Below are 17,637 nucleotides of genomic sequence, written 5' to 3'. Positions count from 1 at the left end.
ATTATCAATATTTATATTACATCATTGCGGAAAGAAAAAGGGAACCGCTGGCTGAGCAGTCCCCTCAACAGTCTTCCTTTTTGGCGCCCGGGTAATATCTCCAGGCGGCCTGTTTCTCCAGCTCATCCTCCATGGGAGAATGACGGGTGGTATACAGCATATACTTCTTTCCTTCCCGACTCACGGGAAAGATGGAATGGACATCCCAATGGTATTTCCCATCATTGCCCAGGGTCCGGAAAAAGCCGGAAACAGTCCCCGCCGGATTCTTCCGGATCCGGTCCTGGAGGGTCGACCGGTCATTGAATTCCAGGAACCGTTCCCGGTCCTCCGGATAGATCAGATGCCGGGCATATTCCTGGATCATCGCCTGGAGTCCCTTCCGTTTTTCAAAAAAGTACTGCCGGTACGGAGAATTCATCAGAAAAGGAACCGCTTCATCCTTTTCCTCATCCACCAGGGAGATGTTCTGGTACAGGTACAGGATGTTCCGGGTGGCCCAATCCAGATTCCCGATATCCTCTTCCTCCGTATTGATGGAAATGTTAGTCAGGTGGCAGAGGAACAGATGATTTTCCCCATTGGAAGCCAGGTGCCGGGCATCCAGTTTCATGTACTGGCCGTTTTCCGTATAGGTGAGTGTCTTCCCGGTCCGGGTGTGCAGGATATCTTCCATGAAGTTCCACAGGTTCCGGCCGATGGGACCGGATCTGCCGGTAATGATGCTTTCCGCTTCCTCCAGGCTGTTCCGGCCTACGGACCGGAGCGTTTCCCGGAATTCCTCATTGGCAAAGAGATAATGGTAGTGCTTCCGGCTGAATTCCACAATGGCCATGGACTTGTCCGTCAGGAAATCGATGTCTCCCAGGCTCCCGTAATACTGGCGCAGCTGGGGTGTTTCCACTTCCCACTGCTTTTTCCGACGGACATGTTTCAGTTCCGGAAGAGCCATGGGCTTGCCGAAATAATAGCCCTGGAGCAGCTCACAGCCAATGGACCGGGCAAACTCTACCTGTTCCCGGGTTTCCACCCCTTCCACCAGGGTATGGATGCCGATTTCCTTGGCCATCCGGACAATGGCCCGGATGATGTCCTGAGATTTTTCCGTAAACTGGGACAAAAAGGCCATGTCGATCTTGATCTCGTCAAAGGTGTAATCTTTCAGGGTATTCAGGGACGAATAGCCGCTGCCGAAATCGTCCATCCACACTTCATAGCCGGCTTCCCGGAAACGGTCGATTTCCTGCCGAAGCACGTCCCCTTCAGTGACGAAGGCGCTTTCCGTGATTTCCACATACAGCATGTTCCGTGGCATCTGGTACCGCTCCCGGATGGTTTCCACATCCTCGAAAATGGAACCCTGGAAAAAGTCCAGCCGGGACAGGTTAAAGGAAGTGGGAATCACCGTTTTTCCCATTTCCTTCTGGCCCTGGTACATCCGGCAGATTTCTTCCAGCACGTACAGATCCAGTTTCCGGATCTGCCGGCTTTCTTCCAGATAAGGAATGAAAATCCCGGGGGAAATTGTGCCCTTTTTCGGGTCCACCCAGCGGGCCAGTGCTTCCACACTGGCCATGGTGCCGGAAATGCTGCGGATCACCGGCTGGAAATACACCTGGATCCACCGGTTGTCCATGGCTTTCTGGAAATGGTCGATCACATAGCTGCGCAGCCGGCGGGCTTCTCCCATGGCCTTGGTGTAGAAGGAGATGTGCCGGTCCGGGATATCCCGGATCCGGTCGCAGGCCAGCTGGGCCATGCCGCAGGCGCTTTCCACCGGCATATAGGCATCTTCCACCGGATAGATGCCGAACTTCACTTCCAGATGGCTGGAGTCATACAGTTCATGGATTTCCCGGCTGATCACCGGCAGTCTCTTTTCCAGGGAAGACAGGGTGGTCAGCACCATGAAATGGTCATCGGTGAACCGGGAAATCAACCGGTTGGGAAAGTTCTTCTGCAGCACACCGGCCATTTTGATCAGGAACTGATTGCCCTTTTCACTGCCGTTCCGGAGATTGTACCGGTTGAAATTGTGGATGTTGGCATAGACAAAGGCCATCTGCGGCGCCCTTGCATCCAGGGCCGTCAGGGCCAGAACCGTGGCAGCATGCTGAATGAACCGGTTCTTGCCGGGCAGACCGGTCAGGGAATCGATGTCGTAGGCTCTGTATTTGTTGTCATAATCCAGAAAATAGACATAGAAAACCGGGCCCACCCCATCCACATACACCCGGTGGCCAAATTCCTCCACACGCCGGATGGAGCCGTCATTTTTGCAGATCCGGTAATTGACAAAATCTGTTTTGCTCTTGTTTTCCAATATCTGCTCCCGGATTTCCCGTTCCACCCGGTTCCGGTCCTCCGGATAGACCAGGGTGGCAAAGGATCCTCCCGAAAGTTCCAGGAACTCCTCCAGAGAGGAACAGCCAAACATGGTGCAGAGCCGGGTATTGGCATAGAGGATTTCTTCGCCGGGATTGTCCCGATAGATCAGGAGCCCGCCGGGGAGATGCTCCGTCAGATCCCGGAGCAGTACGGACAAGGTACCTTTTTCCGTCATGGAGATCACCGTTCTTCGGGTACAGGATATTCAGCTTCCGGAAGCAACCGGAAATATTCAATGGCTCCCAGGGTCTTTTCCCCTTTGAAAAGGGGTTCCGTATGGACCAGGACCGGAATCCGCCGGCCTGCTTTGTTTTTCAGGAATACTGGCTGTTCCCGGGATCTGCCATCGAAAATGGTGGCCATCATGGGACAGAAATCATGGCACAGGTGGGTGCCTTCCTGATCGATATGGTCCAGCCCCCCGTCAAAACAGTGGCAGCCTGCCATTTCTTCCCGGCTGTAGCCGGTAATGCGTTCCGCCCCCCGGCTCCAGTAAACAATTTTCCGTTCCGTATCCAGTACATAGATTCCAAACGGTGCTTCCTCAACGATGTTGTGGAACAAGTTTGTCATTTCCATATCCATGCGATCACCCCAAGGGAAGTTTTGTTACAGTTAATTCACAGTATAGTATACGGCGTTTTTTTATAAAAATCCATATGATGCTGTAAATTTTCCAGTATAAGACGCCGCTGCGGACAGCTGTAAGAAAAGGAAGCCAGCAAAGCTGACTTTGAACAACGGCAACCGTTATATAAATCGTTCCCGTAGGGGCGCCAGGCCCGGGCGCCCGCCAAATCAGCAGTTGCCCATGTGTTTTGCGGGGCGCCGGGCCTGCGCTCCCTACGGTTTATGCTGTTGCAAAATCAATTGGCAAAAATTGATCTCTATCGACTTCTTCCAGGCGCACGAGAAGGGTCCAGATGCACGAAAGCGGAAAATGGGCCCCGTCTCTCCTTCCAGGAGCGGGAGATGTACCCAGATACGCGAAAGCAGCAGATTGTTGCTGGGGCATAGTACATGGACGTACATGCCACAGTCAAAATCTGCTGCTGACAAAGTAGATGGGTGCATATCCCGCGCCTGGGTTATGCGTCAGCCTTTTCAGCCCTGGCCCTTAGTCCTGATTCGGATTCCAGCTGCTTCCGGAATATTCGATGGGATGGGCGTGACTGAAAGAAGCGCCGCAGCTGGGGCAACCGGTTTCGCCGCAGTCATTGCAGTAGAGGGCACCGCAATTGCCGCATTCATAGAGAACGGGGCTCTTTTCCTCTTCCCCTTCAGCGCTTTCACAATACCCACAGGAATTGCTGTTCCGGCCGGCTTCGTTTTCCAGAGACACTTCCACCTGACGGTCCAGGGATTCCTGGCTGGGGGCTTTTTCCGCGTATTCCGGGAATACGATGGAATTTTCCTTGAAAATGTGGACGAACACATCATTGACGAATTCTTCCAGCAGCTGATAGGTCCGTTTGAAGGTGGCACAGGCATCAGCCGGCACGGTGAAATGATCGGTGAGGGCTTCGATTTCCTTGATGATGTCCCCGGCAGCGGAATGATCGGCTTCCAGGTTCTGGACCAGGGTGAGGATTTCCAGGTTGGGACGGGGATAGGTGCGCATCAGCGGGAACACCAGTTTTTCTTCCCGGGCGAAGTGTTCTTCCAGGTCGGTGCGCAGCAGACCGAACAGATGATGCAGTTTCGTCAGCATCACACCATGATGGGCATAATGGACCAGGAGGATCTTGTTCAGGTCCGTGTCGATTTCGGCCCACAGTTTCCGTTCCACCACATGGTGGGTGGCTTCCAGGTCGGAGAGCATGTCAGGGATGGACAGGCTCTTGAAATGTTCCAGAGAATCGTTCTGGCTGCCCGGTTTGGCATTGTGTTCCGCAATATAGTCATTCAGGTCGGCCGCAATTTTATTGGCATCGAGGTCGGTGCCCTTCACGGCTTCTTCCAGAGGGATCCCGCCGCCGCAGCAGTAATCCAGGTGCAGTTCATTGAAAAAGGGAATCGTTTGGGGATAATCCCGTACCACTTCCGCCAACGTATTTTTTACAGTAATCATGGAGCATTCCTCCCGCATTTGTTTGATGGTTTAAGTATAGCGGAGCAGTGGGAATATTTCCGTTGGTATGACAACGAGCTGACGTCTTTCTAATTTCCCCGCATCCGGGTTATTTGTCATCCCCCAAATAGTATCCAGTCCGGCTCTCCTTACACCTCTCCACCTGTTCAGGCGTCCCGCTGGCCACGATCCGTCCGCCCCGGCAGCCGCCGCCCGGCCCCATGTCGATGATGTAGTCGGCACTGCGGATCAGGTCCAGGTCGTGTTCGATGACGATGACCGTAGCTCCCTTATCCAGGAGACGCTGGAAAACCTGGAGCAGGGTCTGGACGTCCAAGGGATGGAGACCGATGGTGGGTTCATCAAAGACAAAGACAGAATCTCCCTGGCTTTTTCCCAATTCACTGGCCAGCTTCAGACGCTGGGCCTCTCCGCCGGAAAGTCCGGGAGTGTCTTCTCCCAGGGTCAGGTAGCCCAATCCCAGGTCCTGGAGAGCTTGTAGCCGTTTGGATACCAGAGGCAGGTCCCGGCAGGCCTCCAGGGCTTCCGAAACGCTGCAGTTCATCAGTTCCGTCAGGGAACAGGGCTGGCCGCCCTTTTTCGGCTGCCGGCGGATTTCTGCCACGGCCTTGGCATACCGTGATCCTTTGCAGTCCGGGCAAGGGATATCCACGTCCGGCAGGAACTGGACATCTAGACTGATGACCCCGGTGCCGTCACAGGTGGGACAGCGTAGCTGTCCGGTATTGTAGGAAAAATCTCCGGCCTTCCAACCCCGTTCTTGGGCTTCCACCGTCCGGGCATAGACCTTCCGCAGTTCATCATGGATGCCCGCATAGGTGGCCACGGTGGAGCGGATGTTGATACCGATGGGAGTGGCATCGATGAGCTTCACCTGTCGGATGCCCTGGGCTTCCACGGTTTTCACATGGTCCGGCAAGGGATTCCCTTCCAGCTCAGCTTTCAGGGCTGGAACCAGGCTTTCCAGCACCAGGGTGGTCTTGCCAGAGCCGGAAACACCTGTGACCGCCGTCAGTCGGCCTTTGGGGAAATCCACCGCCAGGGGCTGCACCGTATGGATGGGACCGGTGGCCAGATGGATCCGTCCCTCGGCAAAAAGCGGCTGGGATTTTTTTGTCCGGACAATCTCGGCCTTCCCAGAGAGAAAAGGTCCGATCCGGGAGTGGGGATCGGCCGCTACCGCCTCCACCGTTCCCTGGGCAATGACCTGACCCCCGTCCGCCCCGGCTCCCGGTCCCATCTCCACCAGCCAGTCGCTGTGCGCCAGCAGCTGGACATCGTGGTCCACCAAGACAACAGAGTTGCCGTCCGCCAGCAGGTCGTCCATGACCCCGGCGAGCCCCTCCAGATTGGCAGGATGAAGGCCGATGGAAGGTTCATCCAATACATAAAGCACTCCGGTGGTCCGGTTCCGCACCGCCCGTGCCAGCTGCATCCGCTGCCGTTCCCCGGTGGAAAGGGTGGAGGCTGCCCGGTCTAGGGTCAGGTAGTCCAGGCCCAGATCCAGGAGACGGCGGGCAGAAGTCTGGAAGGATTCGCAGATGCTTTGGGCCATGGGACGCATTTCTTCCGGTAGGGACGCCGGCACCCCGTCCACCCACACCACAAGGTCCCCCAAAGTCATCCGGCAGGCATCCGCCAGACTAATGCCCTGGAGCCGGGGAGCCCGAGCCGCTTCGCTGAGCCGGGTACCACTGCAGTCCGGGCACACTTCCTGTTTCAGGAACTTTTCTACTCGTTTCATGCCCTTTTCGTCCTTCACCTTGGACAGAGCATTTTCCACCGTGCGCACCGCATTGAAATAGGTGAAATTCAGCTCCACCAAATCATGGCCCTTGTTGGACTGGACAAGGATGTGTTTCTTTTCCGCCGGGCCATGGAACACTATAGCCTTCTCTTCCGGGGTCAAATCCCGGAAAGGTACATCCGTCCGTACCCCCATGGCCTGGCACACCTTGATCATGACAGTGAACATCAGGGAACTCCAAGGAGCCACAGCCCCCTGTTCTATGGTCTTGCTCTCATCGGGAACCAAAGTGGATTCGTCCACAGTCCGTACAATGCCCGTGCCTCCGCACCGGGGGCAGGCACCCCGGCTGTTGAAAGCCAGGTCTTCCGCTCCCGGAGGTTCCACCCGGGCCCCGCATTCCGGACAGAAAATAGGCTGTTCCGCCGCTACTTTCAGGGTAGGCGGCAGATAGTGGCCGTTGGGACAGCAATGGCTGGAGAGCCGGGAAAACATCAGCCGGAGACTGTTGAGCAATTCCGTTCCAGTGCCGAAGGTACTGCGGATCCCTGGGACCCCGGGCCGTTGGTGGAGAGCCAGAGCCGCTGGGATATACAGCACCTGATCCACCGCCGCTTTGGCCGCCTGGGTCATCCTGCGCCGGGTGTAGGTGGAAAGGTATTCCAGATACCGTCTTGATCCTTCCGCATACAGGACCCCCAAGGCCAAGGAGGATTTCCCGGACCCGGATACCCCTGCGATCCCCACGATTTTGTGAAGGGGGATGTCTACATCGATATTTTTCAGGTTATGGACCCTGGCGCCTCGGACCTCGATGTGTCCAGGAACGGAGGGGAAATGCTTTTCGCTCATGCAGCAAGCCTCCTTGTAGAAAAGCTGTTTCATTTATCATAGCATAAAAAATCCAGTTACGTAAAACAAGACTGGCCCTCTCAGGCCTCTCAGCCGTCAGACTTCAGCTTTGTTCGCTTTGGATGCAGTACCGATCTGCTCATCGCCAACAAGCTGACTTCTGACATCTGCAGGCCTCCGGCCGTGTCTGACGTCTTTCTTCTCCTCCGGCTTCTTCCAGGCGCACGAGATGGGTCCAGATGTGCGAAAGCAGCAGATTTTGGCTGGGGCATAGTACATGGACGTACATGCCGCGGACCAAATTCCCCGCTGACAAAGTAGATGGGCCCAGTTCTCTTCCAGGCGCGGGAGATGTACCCAGATACGCGAAAGCAGCAGATTTTGGCTGGGGCATAGTACATGGACGTACATGCCACAGTCAAAATCTGCTGCTGACAAAGTAGATGGGTGCATATCCCGCGTCTGGGTTATTTTACAGGTCCTGGAGTACTCCCTCAATTCCCTCTTTCCGGTAAATTTCCTTATATCTTTCCGCCTCCTGCCTGATCAGCCCGTCCAGCTCCTGCATCCCCAGCAGCTCCACCGGCGCCTTGTCATCGGTGAACTTCCGGCCGCCGGAATGATACAGGACGGCCCGATTCCCGATGGTCGCCAGCAGGTCCTTCAGCTGGGGATCCCGGACGGTTTGGCTGTTCTGAGCCAGGCTGGCCTTTAGCCCCCGTTCCCCGGCAAACAACTCCCGGTTGGTGTTCCCCGGTACGTCGATGGTCATGACCTCCGGGAACACGCCGGCCACCGTGTCTGCCAGCCAGTCAGCGATGCCCCCCTGCTCCGTGCCGTGCATGTTCAGGTTCACCACCATGACGCCGCCGGGTTTCAGGTGCTGCCGCACGCTCTGAAAGAATTCCACCGAGGACATCTGGAACGGGATGGTGATGTCCTGGTAGGCATCCACCATGATCACATCATATTTCTGCGGGTCCTCGTTGAGGTAGGCCCGGCCGTCATACTCCGTCACCGGCACCTGTGCCGGCAGCTGAAAATACTGGTGGGCCAGGTCCGTGATTTTCCGGTCGATTTCCACCCCGGCCACCTTCGTGCCCGGCAGGTACCGCAGCAACTGCCGGGCATATGTACCCGACCCCATGCCCAGGATCAGCACATCCTGGGCTTTTTGCGTACCACTTTTGGTCAGGAACGGAGCCGTCAGGGCATAGTCGTAGTACATGCCTGTCAGGCCATCACTTTTTTCCAGCACCGATTGGACCCCGAACAACACATTGGTGGAAAGGACCGTCCGCTTCGGGCTGTCCTGGACCCGCAGGTAATTGTACACCGACTCTCCCTCGTACAAAAGCCCCTCCCGGGATTTCCAGAAGGCGAAATCCGTTTTGTACCCCAACAGGCAGGCGGCCACAAAGAGGATGGCAGCAGCCCCGACTTTACGCAGCCTCTTTCCGCTGCTGAGGAAGTACACCGCGGACAGCACCAGCAGGATGCCGGAGAAAATCAGGAACGTGAGATTCGTCCCTATGGCCGGGATGGTCACAAAGGTGGGCAGGAATGTCCCAAGGATGCTGCCGATAGTGTTCATGGCCCCCAGGGTCCCCACGATTTTCCCGTTGTCGGAAAGGGAATCCATGGTGTATTTGGCCAGGGAGGGCGTCACCGTTCCCAGCAGGAACAGGGGGAACACAAAGAGCAGCAGACAGGTGGCAATGGCCGCAATGATCAGGTAGTTGGCATTTACGGAAAAAATCACCACCGCCGAAATGCCCACAATGATGTACTTCCCCAGGAAGGGGATCAGGGCCAGCCAGATGGATGAAAACAGGATCCGCCCGTACAGTTTGTCCGGGTTGGGATCTTTGTCCGCTGTTTTGCCGCCATACACATTGCCTCCCGCCATGGCGATCATGATCATACCGATGATGATGGTCCAGACCACCTGGGACGAGGAAAAATACGGGGAAATCAGGCGCTGGGCTCCAATTTCCACAGCCATCACCGCCATCCCCGCAAAGAATTCCGTGAGATACAGATAGTATTGATTTTGTAAGAGCCGCCGGCCACCCGGTGCAACAGCAGGTGATTGAACAGTATCCATTATGGTTCCCCCCATATATGTCTGATAAGGGAATTGTAGCATAAAATCAGGGACAGGTGATGGATCCTAACGTCTGGGTGTTAAACCCTCTACCCGCAAGCGGGTCCTTTCCCCCTTTCAGGGGGACACAAAATAAAAAACGGGCATCCTATCCCCCGACTCCTTCCAGACGCGGGAGATGTGCCCAGATACGCGAAAAAAATGGTGAGGATTCATCCGTCGGTGGAACAACTGAAAAGTAAAATCCTCAAATCATGCACTGGTCTCTATCTATGAGAGCGGATCATCTCCATGGTTTCTTTGAATTCCGGATCGCTTTCGAAATCAAAGTCCACCTTTTTACCCACCTGATAACGGATCCAGATGGCATCATCCGGCATGATTTTCACTTCCAGCGGTTTGAACAGGACCGGTTGGTCGGTGGTGATGCCTGGTTTGGCCATAAAAAGGGTCTGGGTTTCCGTGCTGCCATCCGCAGCGGGTGCCATGACCAGGCTCAGTTCGTCCACCAGCCCGGCCTGCACCATGCTCCAGTTGAGGACGGCACCGCCCCCAAGCATCACGGAATCCACATGCAGGACATTCTTGATCTTGGCGCAGAGCAGCGGCAGGTCTACGCTGTCCTTACCGCAAATCAGATAGCTGATGCCCTTTTTACGCAGGAACGCCTTGTAGCTGTTGGAAGCTGCTTCCGTGAGGATTTCCACGATATGGCTCTTGACGCCGTCGTATTCATTGAAGTTTTCCTGCCAGGCCAGTTTGCCGTGTCCATCCACCGCCAGCAGGAACTGGCCCAGAGAAACGCCTTCCGCCAGGTAGTCGCCGGCCGGGACCTGAGGCGCATTTTCATCCAGTTCCGGTTTGGCATAAAAAGTGAAATTATCGTCGATAGTCGTACGTCCGTTAAGCATGGCCTGATAGTGGTATTGGGCATCCGGTCCATTCACGAGGGTGCTGAAGCTGTCCGGATTCTCACTGGTGGAGGGCAGCCACAGATACTTACCCATGATTTTCCCATCCGGTGAAATTTCCATATGACAGAAAATAAATGGTTTATCCATTGCGCATCGTCTCCTTCAGAGTTGTATTTTGCACAGCTTACTATATCGAAAAAAACAGGATTTGACCAATGCTTTTTATCTAAGATCCATCATACAGAATGGCTATACCAGCTGCAGGGCTTTCCTTGCCCAGCAGCAAGGAAAGTAAGAATCGAATACCCCGCATCATAAGAACACTCCCCTTTGTTGTGTTTTTGGGGAAGGCTTTTCTTCTACGATATGGACATGCACCGGTTCTACCGGATTGTTTTCATTGGACCAGAAATAAATCAGATAGTACATGCCGCGTTCCAAAATTCTCTCTGACAAAGTAGATGGGTGCATATCCCGCGTCTGGGTTAAGGGATATATATTCTTTTTTGGTGAGCTCCGGCTGCGCCTGGGGACAGGCTGCCTTTCTTCCTTTGTATAACGAAAAGTACAGACTGCAGTCGGTGGCCGTAATGGCCGCACAGCCGCCCCGTTTCATCCAGCAATCCTGGGTGAACCAGTCCTGGCTGCCACCAAAGGCCCCTTCTACACGAAAATACGGAAGTTCCTTCCGCATGGAATCACCGCCCTTTTCCAATATCCCTATCAGTTTACCATATTTTCGACGATTTGTAGTAAGATAGGAGGGAAACGAAATAAAAAGGAGCAATATGACCTATGGATACGACTCTTTTCTCCCAGTCCGACTGGGAAGCCATACTGGAGCTTCGCCACACCCTCCATGCCCATCCGGAACTGTCCGGTGAGGAGCAGGAAACAAAAAAACGGCTGATGGATTTCATCAGCCATCATACCCATTTGCAGCTGGTGGACCGGGGCAGCTGGTTCTATGCCCTGTATGAACCGAAAAAGCGGAACGGGAAACCCGCCATCGGGTTCCGGGCGGACATGGATGCTCTGCCCCTGCCCGAGGCCCGGGACCTGCCCTATGGTTCTACAAAAGCCTGTGTGGCCCACAAATGCGGCCACGACGGACACTCCTCCGCTCTGGCGGCGCTGGCCCTGCTTCTGGAAAAAGATGCGGAAATCCGCCGGCCGGTGTATCTGCTTTTCCAGTCGGCGGAAGAAACGGGAAGAGGAGGCAAACCCTGCGCGGATTTCATCCAAACCGTAGGCATGGGGGAAGTCTATGCCTTCCACAACCTGAGCGGATATCCGGAAAATGCGGTCATGGTCCGGGATGGCCTGACCCAGTGCGCTTCCAAAGGTCTGACCTTTCGGTTCACAGGCAAACGGGCCCACGCCGGTACTCCGGAAGAAGGAAATAACCCCGCCCCGGCCCTGGCGAAGCTGACTCTGTTCGCCCAGGACCTGGTGAGAAAAGTCACCACCGATCCCTTAAAGACCCTGCTGCTCACCCTGGTGGGGCTGAACGTGGGCGGGAAGGATTTTGGCATTTCTCCCGGTGAAGGAGAGATATCCTTTACCCTGCGGGCAGACGAGGAAAAGGACCTGGCAGAGCTGGAACAGTGGCTGCGCCGGAAGGCAGACCAATTGGCAGCGGAATATGGCCTGCGCCGGACCGTCACTGAGGCAGACCCGTTCCCGGCCACAGTGAACCACAAAGAATGTGCGGAAAAGGTGCGCCGGGCCGCCAGGGACCTGGGCCTTACCCTGGTCCCCATGGAAAAACCCTGGCGGCCTTCGGAAGACTTCGGCTGGTATCTGAAAGTCTGTCCCGGTGCCTTGTTTTATGTGGGAAATGGAGAAAACTGGCCGGCGCCCCATCATCCGGCCTATGATTTCAATGACCGGATCCTCCCCACCCCGGCTGCCCTGTTTCTGAAACTGGCGGAGGATTGATGCCATGAAAAACGACTATCTGATCACGGAGAATCCCCTGAAGGCCCTGCTCTATTTTGCTCTCCCCATGATCATCGGGAACTTCTTCCAGCAGACCTATACCATGGCCGACTCCGCCATTGTGGGCCGGTATGTGGGGGAACAGGCCCTGGCAGCGGTGGGCGCCTCTTACGCATTCACTAATATCTTCATCTGGATTGCCATCGGAGGCGGCATCGGGGCCTCCGTAAAGGTCAGCCGGTATTTTGGCGCCGGCCAGTTCCAGAAGATGAAAGAGGCCCTCTATACGGCCCTCCTGACTTTCCTGTTCCTGAGCCTGGTGCTGGGAGGCATCGGGTGGGAATTCAGCCTGGACATCATGAAGCTTCTGGATACCCCGCCGGATGTGCTGGGCCTGGCGGATGTGTATCTCCGGGTATATTTCCTGGGACTGCCCTTCCTGTTCATGTATTCCGTACTGTCCGCCATGTTCAACGCCCTGGGAAAATCCCGGATTCCCCTGTTTTTCCTGATTTTTTCCTCCCTCTTCAATGTGGGGCTGGATTGGATTTTGGTCACCCGGTACGGGCTGGGAGTTGCCGGCGTAGCCTGGGCCACTCTCATCGCCCAGGGGATCGCCGCTCTCCTGTCCTGCGGGGTCCTTGCCTGGGTCCTCCGGCGCATGCCTTCCGAAAAGCCCCGTTTCTTCGCTTCCGAAGAACTGCTGCCCATGGCCCGGATCGCCCTGCCTTCCATCCTTCAGCAGTCCACGGTCTCCATCGGCATGATGCTGGTCCAATCGGTGGTCAACGGGTTCGGTTCTGAAGCCCTGGCCGGTTTTTCCGCCGCTATGCGGGTGGAAGGGCTGTGCGTGGTCCCCATGTCTGCCATTGGCAATGCCATGAGTCCCTATACGGCCCAGAACCTGGGGGCATGCCGTCCGGAGCGGATTCCTGCCGGTCTGAAAGCCGCTTTCCGCCTGGTATTTGCCTTCGCCCTGCTGAACTGTCTCCTTCTGGAACTGGGGAGCCATTCCCTTTCCCTCTTTTTCCTGGGCAGCGAAGGATCTCCTGCCGCTTTCCAGACGGCGGAAAACTTCTTCCGCTTCATGGGCTTTTTCTTCTGTTTCATCGGTTTGAAGATGTCCGTGGACGGAGTGCTCCGGGGTGCCGGCGATATGCAGATGTTCACCATCGCCAACCTGGTGAACCTGGGTCTCCGGGTCAGCCTGGCCATGGCCCTGGCTCCCCGTTTCGGCATCGCCTTTGTCTGGTATGCCGTCCCCCTGGGCTGGCTGGCCAATTTTCTCCTTTCCGGCTGGGAATACAGGCGGGGAAAGTGGAGGGGAAAGACAATGGATCAGTCGGCTGTGTGAGTGGCTGGAAGGGAGTTGCCTGGTTCCAGCCGCGTCTTGTTCTCCTTTCTACCCTCCATAGACGATGATGCCCAAGACAGCGGAAGCCAGGATCAGCCCAATGGGAGAAAGTTTCTTTTTCGTGACCCGTTGGTAACCCATTTTTCCCAAAACCAGGCCAAAGATCACGAAAAGTGCCTGGAACACCTGTTGGGGCTGCTTCTCTTGACCGAGGCAATGCTGGAAAGTCATATAGAGGCCGGTCGCCAGCACAATACCCGTTACGCAGGGTTTCATCCCTCGGAGAAGACTCTGGATATACCGGTTGTCCAGCAGGTGATGGAGCAGCGCCGTGACCAGGAGGATGATCAGGAACGAAGGCAGGACAACGGCGAACGTGGCGATGAGGGCTCCCAGGAAGCCCCCCTGGCTGCTCCCCACATAAGTCGCCAGATTGACCATGATCGGTCCCGGTGTACTTTCACTGACGGCAATCATATAGGTCAGCATGTCGTCATTCAGCCAGCCGTAGGACATGACCACATCCCGGATCAGAGGAATCGCACCGTAAGCACCTCCGAAGGCAAAACATCCGACTTTCAAAAATCCTGCAAATAAATCCAGATAGATCATTTTCTTCCACCGCTTTCTTGATGGGATAGCGCCTGGAGCCTGGAAGATACCAGACTGACCCCTGCTGCCAGGAGCATCAGCCGGATGGAAGAAATCGGCAGGCGAAAAATATCGCTGCAGAGCATGGCCAAGCAGGAACCCAGGAGGATGCCCCGTGACAGCCTGGTCCTGGAGCCTTTTCTCAGCATCATCATGGCTGCCTCCAAGATCAAAAGCCCTACAGCGATCTTGATTCCCTGGAATGCGGCAGCCAGCAGTTTCCACGTAAAGAAATCATACAGGAACAGTGAAACCGCCAGAATGACCAGAAAAGGAGGGACGACAATCCCAAAGGTAGCCGCCAGAGCTCCCGCCATTCCGGCCTGCTTATATCCGGTAAAGGTGGCACAGTTGATGGCGATGGGTCCGGGCGTGGATTCTGCAATCACGGTGATATCCATCAGTTCATCATGTGTGATCCAGTGCTTTTCTTCCACACAGCTGTGCTCGATCATGGAAATCATGGCATACCCGCCCCCAAAGGTAAACAGTCCGATTTGGGCAAAAGTCAAAAACAAATCCCTGAGCTGATCCCGTTTCATACTTTTCTCCCCCGATATTCACATTGGCAGGCTTTTTGCTCGCGATCCACCTGCAGAGAAGCCCTCCGCATCTGTTCCACCTGCTCCGCCAGGAAGTCGATGGCTCCCTGGTCCGGCAGATAGTGCATATGATAGCCGTACTTTTCTCCATAAACCAAACCTGCTTCCCTCATGATCTTCAGATGCTGGGAAATGGCCGATTCCGAGATCCCGAACTTTTTGGAAAGAGACCGGACGCAGTGCTTTCTTTCCAAAAGTGCCTGATAGATCTTCAGCCGCATGGGTTCTCCCAGTGCTTTCAATATACGGTCAAGTTCCATCGTTCCACCCCTTTGATTTAGTATTTACTTAATTATAATCGATGGTCTTTGATTTAGTAAATACTGAATTAAATTTTGATCCCGTGAAGCAGATAGCTCCGACTCTCTCCAGACGCGGGAGATGTAGCCAGATACGCGAAAGCAGCAGATGTTGGCTGTAACATAGTACATGGCCGTATATGCCCGGCTTCCAAATCCCTCCTTCCAAAGCAGATGGATGCATATCCTGCGGGTTCCGGCCAGGCGCACGAGATGGGTCCAGATGCGCGAAAGCAGCAGATTTTGGCTGTAACATAGTACATGGCCGTATATGCCCGGCTTCCAAATCCCTCCTTCCAAAGCAGGTGGATGCATATCCTGCGGGTTCCGGCCAGGCGCACGAGATGGGTCCAGATGCGCGAAAGCGGGGATTTTCGAATGCGGCATAGTACATAATAGTACATGCCGCTTTCGAAAATCCCCGCTGACAAAGCAGATGGGCCCATATCGTGCGCCTGGGTTATGCGTTAGCAATGTCGGCGACTAGCGCCTCCACCTCCCCCTCCTTCGTACTCCAGGAGGTGCAGAAGCGGACCAGGAGACGGCCGTCTTCCAATGTCCCCTCCCGTTCAAAAGCGTATTTCTTTTCCAGATGGGCAGCCTGTTCCGGAGTCAGGAGCACGAACTGCTGGTTGGTGGGGCTGACCACGTATTCAGGGATTCCCTTTTTCCGGAAGGCATCCCGGATCTTCAGGGCAAAAGCATCGGCCCGGGCCGCCATTTTGAAATAGAGGCCATCCTGGAGCAGGGTGCAGAACTGGAGCCCCAGGAGCCAGCCTTTGGCCAGGACGGCACCGTTCTGCTTCATAGAAGCCTTGAACCGGCGGACAGTTTCCGGATGGGTGAGAACCAGTGCTTCCCCGAAGAGAGCGCCGCATTTGGTGCCCCCCAGGTAAAAAGCATCGGCAAGCCGGGCCAGATCCGGCAGGGTCAGGTCGTTTTCAGGGGAAGCCAGCCCGTAAGCCAGCCGGGCTCCGTCCACAAAAAGAGCCATCCCATACTTGCGGCATACTTCGGAAATGGCCGTGAGTTCTGCTTTGGAATAGAGGGTCCCATATTCGGTGGTAAAGGAAATGTAGACCAGGGAAGGCCGGGTGAGCCATTCAGCCTCGCCGGCTTCATAATAGGCCCGGGCTTCTTTTTCAATCTGTCCCGCCGTGATTTTGCCGTCCTGCTGGGGCAGGGCCAGGATCTTATGGCCCGTATTTTCGATGGAAGCACATTCATGGCCGTTGATGTGGCCGGTGGAAGCGCAGATCACACTGTCACAGGAACCTAAGAAAGCAGCGATGGTCACCAGATTGGCCTGGGTAGCCCCCGGGAAAAAATACACCTTCCCCTGGGGACATTGGCACTGGTCCAGGATCAGTCTTTCTGCCTTGTCACACCATTCATCAGTGCCATACCCGCTGAACTGGGTATCATTGGTACGGGTCAGGGCTTCCAGGATGGCAGGATGGGCCCCGTGGTTATAGTCGTTGTTGAAACGGATCATGATACGTCCTCCCTGAAAAAAGTATTTTCTCCCTGATTCTATCATAAATCCGGGCGGTTGGCACAGAACAGGGGAATCACGTATGTGTCAACAAATTCCCGGGAAGACCTTCATCACAGTATAGTTATGCAGCAAAGTGCAAAGTGCACCAATGACCCATTGCGATGCCGTAGGGGGTGTGAAAAAAATTCACCCCCTGGTCAACGGTCAGCTGTCAACGGCCAAAGGAAGCCAGGAAAGCGGGCTTTGAGCAACGGCAACCGTTATATAAATCGTTCCTGTAGGGGCGGCAGGCCCGGCCGCCCGCCAAATCAGCAGTTGACCATGTGTTTTGCGGGGCGCCGGGCCTGCGCCCCCTACAGTTTATGCTGATTCAAAATCAATTTGCAAAAATCGAATACCCCAGATCATGAGAACACTCTCCTTTGCTGTGTTTGATAAATGGTTATTTTATCATATTGTTTGCCATCAGCAATAAAAATGCAGTTCCTCAAAATGCTTTTTCCAAGCTTGCAAAATATAGTCACTGTTGGCCTCGATAATCCTTAAAAGCATGACCAGCGTCCGTTGTGGAATCTTGGAATGGGTTGTTGCTGAGAAGAGCCCCCGCTTTCTGTAATCCACACTTTCGTGGCATTTGGGGAAGGCTTTCCTTCTGCGATATGGACATGCACCGGTTCTACCGGATTGTTTTCATTGGACCAGAAATAAATCAGGTAGGGTCCGATTCTAAACAGCTGTGGCATGGGTGAAACCTCCGGTCTGCGCCAGTTCCAGGATCATATGAGCATTATGATGCAGGAAAACATCGAATTCCTGTATTTTCTCCGCCGAATAGCCCTGTATATCTTTCCATTGATATCCAGGCAGGATACATTCTGCATGATGGAACCCGCCTTCACAAGGTGTTTCGATATATACCCGGACAGTCCCATCATCTCCCATGCTGGAATGGCTGATTTCCGTTTCATCGGCCAAAGTCATATAAGGATACCGCATCTCCTCCACCGCCTTTCTTGATCGTTTGCTATTCATTTTACCATATTTTCAGACAGTTGTCCCTGAGCCTTAGAAGATGGTATGTGTCAACAAATTCCCGGGAATACCTGCATCACAGTGTGGTTATGCAGCAAAGTGCAGAGTGAAGAGTGCAGAGCACGGACGATGAAAACCCAATGACCCATTGCAATACCGC

The 17,637-nt window shown here is 54.8% G+C and carries 15 protein-coding genes; 2 read left to right on the top strand and 13 right to left on the bottom strand.

What is annotated here, in order from left to right:
* Positions 1–64: 64 nt before the first annotated feature.
* The 7 genes from ACFER_RS10780 to ACFER_RS03570 all read right to left on the bottom strand — a co-directional run bounded on the left by ACFER_RS10780 (position 65) and on the right by ACFER_RS03570 (position 10,794).
* Entirely contained in the window at positions 65–2,563 is a 2,499-nt protein-coding gene (locus ACFER_RS10780) for an EAL domain-containing protein (protein WP_148213909.1), read from the bottom strand.
* A 5-nt stretch (positions 2,564–2,568) separates the two neighbouring features.
* Positions 2,569–2,967: a PAS domain S-box protein gene (locus ACFER_RS03595; RefSeq protein WP_199846777.1), complete on the bottom strand. Its 399-nt coding sequence runs from the start codon at positions 2,965–2,967 to the stop codon at positions 2,569–2,571.
* Positions 2,968–3,505: 538 nt separating this feature from the next.
* Positions 3,506–4,459: a DUF542 domain-containing protein gene (locus tag ACFER_RS03590; protein WP_012938066.1), complete on the bottom strand. Its 954-nt coding sequence runs from the start codon at positions 4,457–4,459 to the stop codon at positions 3,506–3,508.
* 109 nt (positions 4,460–4,568) lie between these two features.
* Positions 4,569–7,079, bottom strand: a complete 2,511-nt coding sequence (locus ACFER_RS03585; RefSeq protein WP_012938065.1) for an excinuclease ABC subunit UvrA — start codon at positions 7,077–7,079, stop codon at positions 4,569–4,571.
* A 472-nt stretch (positions 7,080–7,551) separates the two neighbouring features.
* Entirely contained in the window at positions 7,552–9,186 is a 1,635-nt protein-coding gene (locus ACFER_RS03580; protein ID WP_012938064.1) for a spermidine synthase, read from the bottom strand.
* A 266-nt stretch (positions 9,187–9,452) separates the two neighbouring features.
* Complete coding sequence (locus tag ACFER_RS03575; protein ID WP_222831716.1) at positions 9,453–10,193, bottom strand: dihydrofolate reductase family protein; 741 nt, start codon at positions 10,191–10,193, stop codon at positions 9,453–9,455.
* Positions 10,194–10,497: 304 nt separating this feature from the next.
* A complete protein-coding gene (locus tag ACFER_RS03570; protein ID WP_041666093.1) occupies positions 10,498–10,794 on the bottom strand; it encodes a hypothetical protein in 297 nt (98 codons plus the stop codon).
* A 101-nt stretch (positions 10,795–10,895) separates the two neighbouring features.
* On the opposite strand from ACFER_RS03570, the gene ACFER_RS03565 reads away from it, so the two are divergent.
* Together ACFER_RS03565 and ACFER_RS03560 are read left to right on the top strand one after the other, a co-directional pair.
* Entirely contained in the window at positions 10,896–12,041 is a 1,146-nt protein-coding gene (locus ACFER_RS03565) for a M20 metallopeptidase family protein (protein ID WP_012938062.1), read from the top strand.
* Positions 12,042–12,045: 4 nt separating this feature from the next.
* Positions 12,046–13,395, top strand: a complete 1,350-nt coding sequence (locus ACFER_RS03560; RefSeq protein ID WP_012938061.1) for an MATE family efflux transporter — start codon at positions 12,046–12,048, stop codon at positions 13,393–13,395.
* 48 nt (positions 13,396–13,443) lie between these two features.
* Here ACFER_RS03560 and ACFER_RS03555 read toward each other — a convergent pair whose 3' ends face one another.
* From ACFER_RS03555 to ACFER_RS03535, 6 genes are all read right to left on the bottom strand, one after another.
* Positions 13,444–14,007 (bottom strand): chromate transporter, encoded by a 564-nt coding sequence (locus ACFER_RS03555; protein ID WP_012938060.1) that lies wholly within the window; start codon positions 14,005–14,007, stop codon positions 13,444–13,446.
* Entirely contained in the window at positions 14,004–14,588 is a 585-nt protein-coding gene (locus ACFER_RS03550; protein ID WP_012938059.1) for a chromate transporter, read from the bottom strand. Before ACFER_RS03550 ends, ACFER_RS03555 begins: the two co-directional genes overlap by 4 nt.
* Positions 14,585–14,908: an ArsR/SmtB family transcription factor gene (locus ACFER_RS03545; RefSeq protein WP_012938058.1), complete on the bottom strand. Its 324-nt coding sequence runs from the start codon at positions 14,906–14,908 to the stop codon at positions 14,585–14,587. Before ACFER_RS03545 ends, ACFER_RS03550 begins: the two co-directional genes overlap by 4 nt.
* Before the next feature lie 499 nt (positions 14,909–15,407).
* Positions 15,408–16,442 carry a threonine aldolase family protein gene (locus ACFER_RS03540; RefSeq protein WP_012938057.1) on the bottom strand — a complete coding sequence of 345 codons (1,035 nt, stop codon included), beginning with the start codon at positions 16,440–16,442 and terminating at the stop codon, positions 15,408–15,410.
* 545 nt (positions 16,443–16,987) lie between these two features.
* On the bottom strand, positions 16,988–17,188 hold the full coding sequence (locus ACFER_RS11960; RefSeq protein ID WP_012938056.1) for a DUF4160 domain-containing protein: 201 nt from the start codon (positions 17,186–17,188) through the stop codon (positions 16,988–16,990).
* Positions 17,172–17,441, bottom strand: coding sequence for a hypothetical protein (locus tag ACFER_RS03535; RefSeq protein ID WP_012938055.1), 270 nt, complete (start codon positions 17,439–17,441; stop codon positions 17,172–17,174). Before ACFER_RS03535 ends, ACFER_RS11960 begins: the two co-directional genes overlap by 17 nt.
* Positions 17,442–17,637 lie beyond the last annotated feature (196 nt).

This window comes from Acidaminococcus fermentans DSM 20731 (assembly GCF_000025305.1).
GTDB lineage: Bacteria > Bacillota > Negativicutes > Acidaminococcales > Acidaminococcaceae > Acidaminococcus > Acidaminococcus fermentans.
The sequence above is the reverse complement of the archived record's forward strand: the minus strand, read 5'-3'. Positions and strand labels throughout refer to the sequence as shown.